The sequence below is a fragment of the Rhodococcus opacus genome, assembly GCF_012396235.1.
Classification (GTDB): Bacteria; Actinomycetota; Actinomycetes; order Mycobacteriales; family Mycobacteriaceae; genus Rhodococcus_F; species Rhodococcus_F opacus.
This window is the reverse complement of record NZ_JAAXPA010000088.1, coordinates 1-2307: the sequence shown is the minus strand read 5'-3', so window position 1 is coordinate 2307 and position 2307 is coordinate 1. Positions and strand designations below refer to the sequence as shown.

The window sequence follows — 2307 nt, the reverse complement described above, 5'->3', positions numbered from 1 at the left end:
CAAAACGCGGAATCAATGGTGCGACTATCTCCCACAACGCATCCGGAACCAACCGCAGTGACAACTCATCTACCACGCGTCACATTATGTCCCACACATCACTTCATCCACATGAGACACGCTCTAAAGACGTATCAGAACAGACACGCGTTTTCGACCGTAAGACCGCGGCGAAGAGGCAGAGCCCCTCGGTGAGAGTCATTCACTTCTCGCTTCATCCGGGAGTGTCGACCGCACTGCCGCATCAGGATTCGGTCCATGACGTTGATCGGTTGGTCGTCGCCGCCACACAGAAACGCCAGGCTTTCCGTCCCCATTGTCGTATTGACTCGATTTCGGACACTGTGGTGGCCGTCACGACGCATAGCGTTTCTTTCATCCCGGGTTGCCATTCGCGAAACGCCCGGCGCGACGAGCATGGAGGAGTTCAGCATGACATCTGCAGTATCGGAATCCGCACCGATTGGCGACGGCGGGGTCGAAGGACATGTTCTCGATACCCTTGTAATTGGCGGTGGATTCTCGGGGCTGTATCAGCTCGACCGCCTTCGCGACCTCGGATTCAGTGTCAAGGTATGGGATGCCGCGGGCGGGCTCGGAGGGATCTGGTGGTGGAACTGCTATCCCGGCGCCCGAACGGACAGTACCGGGCAGATCTACCAGTACTCGTACAAGGACCTGTGGAAAGAGTTCGACTTCACGGAGCTCTATCCGAGCTGGGACGGTGTTCGAAACTACTTCGAATACGTCGATTCGAAACTCGATCTCACCAAGGATATCGAATTCAACACTGTCGCCGAATCCTGCGTTTGGGACGAGGACAAATTGGAGTGGACGGTCCGGTCCAGCGACGGGAAGCAGCAGCGGGCACGAACGGTCATCGTTGCAACGGGCTTCGGTGCCAAACCGCTGTACCCCTCCCTTGAGGGCCTCGAGGACTTCCAAGGCGAGTGCCACCACACCGCACGGTGGCCTCAGGGTGGATTGGACATGACCGGTAAGAAGGTCGTGGTCATGGGCACGGGTTCTAGCGGTGTCCAGGTGATCCAGGAAGCTGCTGGGGTAGCCGAACACCTGACGGTTCTCCAGCGGACACCAAACCTCGCCCTCCCCATGCGGCAAAGGAAGCTGACAACCGAGGACAACGACCGCTTGCGGGAGACGCTTCCCGAGCGGTTCGAAACCCGGTACAAGGCATTTGCCGGGTTCGACTTCGACTTCATCCCGCAGAACGCCAGTGAACTCTCGGAAGAGGAACGGCTCGCCACGTACGAGCGCATGTGGGAGGATGGTGGATTCCACCTTTGGCTCGGCAACTTCCAGGACATTCTCGTCGATGAAGAAGCCAACCGCACCTTCTACGACTTCTGGCGTCAGAAGGTCCATCAGCGCGTCGCGGATCCGAAGGTCGCTGAAATGCTTGCGCCGGCCACCCCGCCGCACCCGTTCGGAGTCAAGCGACCTTCGCTGGAGCAGAACTACTTCGACGTCTATAACCAGGACAACGTCACCCTGATCGACTCCACCGTCGAACCAATTAAGCGCGTCCTCCCGAACGGCATCGAAACCGCAAACGGCTTCATCGAGTGTGACGTCCTCGTCCTCGGGACCGGTTTCGACAACAACAGCGGTGGAATCATGGCGATCGACATCACCGGAGTCGAAGGGAAAACGCTCCAGGACAAGTGGGCGGGTGGCGTCGACACCTACCTGGGTCTTTCGACAGCAGGATTCCCCAACATGCTCTTCCTGTACGGTCCGCAGAGCCCGTCCGGCTTCTGCAACGGTCCGACTTCAGCTGAGTATCAGGGACAGGTTGTTTCCGACTTCCTCGCGGAACTGAAGGCGCGTGGAACCCGGCGCTTCGAGTCGACCGAAGAGGTGGAGCGCGCGTGGCGCGCCCACGTGGACGAGGTGTTCCAAGGTTCGATGTTCACCAAGGCTCGGTCGTGGTACTGGGGTGCGAACGTGCCCGGCAAACCCGCACAGATGCTCAACTATTCCGGGGGCGTGCCCGCCTACTTCGCAAAGTGGGAAGAGATCAAGAACGCCGGCTACAAGGGCTTCGAGTTTCAGTAGGAAGCGAACGGGGTGGGAACGCATTTGTTGGTGCGTTCCCACCCACGCCGACGACCGGATGAGCCACCTAACCAGTTTTTCCTGGCGGACAGGAACGGCGGCTAAGAGCGTGTCTCATGTGGGGAGTTTCTTGAAGCAGGTCAGTGCGGCGGCGAGGTGAAGGAAGCCGGCGAAGTGTTCGCCGTGGCGCTCGTAGCGGATGGTCATACGCCGGTAGCCGGTGAGCCA

Annotated in this window: 1 protein-coding gene; it reads left to right on the top strand. The window is 59.3% G+C overall.

The window, feature by feature from the left end; genetic code table 11:
- The first annotated feature begins 432 nt into the window (after positions 1-432).
- Positions 433-2079: a flavin-containing monooxygenase gene (locus HGB39_RS37940; RefSeq protein WP_054248200.1), complete on the top strand. Its 1647-nt coding sequence runs from the start codon at positions 433-435 to the stop codon at positions 2077-2079.
- Positions 2080-2307 lie beyond the last annotated feature (228 nt).

Excerpts from the sequence above, each read along its gene's own strand:
- HGB39_RS37940 (WP_054248200.1), top strand. The coding sequence starts at position 433 with ATGACATCTGCAGTATCGGAATCCGCACCGATTGGCGACGGCGGGGTC.